Consider the following 1,272-nt stretch of genomic DNA (forward strand, 5'->3'; position numbering starts at 1 on the left):
TGCTGACCTTCGGGATCTCGGTGGCCCTGCAAAATATCGCCTAACTGTAGTTTGGCGCGGATACACGGGTGGTCTCGACCGCATATCAAGGCTCCACCATTGCCCTGGGAGGCATTTCCTTTGGGATTCCACCCTTCGCAGCTTTTTTGTTGTCGGTGGGCTTGCTGGGCGCACTGTACTGGTTTTTGGGCAAGACCCGGCTGGGGTTCGCAGTTCGGGCCGTGGCCCAGAATCGCCTGGCCCCAGGTTTGTTGGGCATCGAGACCCAGCAAATTTACCTGCTGGCTTTTGGCCTTTCGGCAGCCCTGGCTGGAATTGCTGGCGTAATGCTTTCGGTGATGCTGTATGCCTCGCCCACCGTGGGTTTTGCCTACACCCTCAAAGCCTTCGCCATCATCGTGATGGCGGGTCTGGGCAACCTGCGGGGGGTGGTTCCGGCAGCCATCCTTCTGGCCCTGGCCGAGGCCTTTGTGAGCACCTATCTGCCAGGGGGTGGAGGCTGGGTGGAGGCGGTGTTTTTTCTGGTCATCTTTGTTGCCCTGACCTGGCGTAGCTGGAGGACACAATGAGAACCCCGAAAGCCACGCCGAGCCACGGGAGGGCGCCATGATTCTGGCCGGGGTTCTGCTGCTCTTAGCCCTGGTTTTGCCGGGCCTTCCCCTGGGCCAGTGGCGGGCCTTCTTGCTGGATGCCGCGCAATTTGCTTTTCTGATCAGTGGCCTGGCTCTGGCCTGGGACATGCTGGCCCGTACCGGGCAGCTCTCACTGGCCCACGGTGCTTTTTTCGGACTGGGAGCCTACGCAGCAGCCCTATCTGCACCCGTACTGGGCACGATTCCAGCGCTGCTGGTGGGAGGGGCTCTTGCGGCGGTGTCCAGCCTGCTGCTGGGACTGGCCACCTTGCGACTGCACGGCATGTACTTCGCCATCGCAACCCTGGCCTTTAGCGAGGTGATGCGCACCCTGGTGCTCAAAGCGCAGTTCACCGGCGGCTCGATTGGCCTTCCGGTACAGCCTGCATTTGAGGGCGCCTACCCACTCGGAGCCTACTATCTGGCCGTAGCGGTGTTGATGGTCTGTTCGGTGGCGAGCCTGATTTTGAGCAGGAGCCGCCTCAACTACGCTATGGCAGCCACGCGGCAGGGGGAAGCGGTGGCCCGGGTGCTGGGGGTGCCGGTGGTGCGGGTCAAGCTGGTCACCTTCATGATCTCGGCTTTCCTGGCCGGTCTAGCGGGCGGCGTGTATGGCATGAAGACCCTGTTCCTCTCACCC

General features: G+C 62.1%; 1 protein-coding gene and 1 pseudogene. Both read left to right on the top strand.

Annotated features, from left to right (window positions below; genetic code table 11):
* Positions 1-569, top strand: a pseudogene (locus Q0288_RS10055) (branched-chain amino acid ABC transporter permease); the annotation flags it as partial.
* Between the two features lie 37 nt (positions 570-606).
* A partial coding sequence (locus tag Q0288_RS10060) for a branched-chain amino acid ABC transporter permease (protein ID WP_299429988.1) occupies positions 607-1,272 on the top strand: 666 nt, incomplete at its 3' end.

The sequence above is a fragment of the uncultured Meiothermus sp. genome, from assembly GCF_937863175.1.
GTDB lineage: Bacteria > Deinococcota > Deinococci > Deinococcales > Thermaceae > Meiothermus.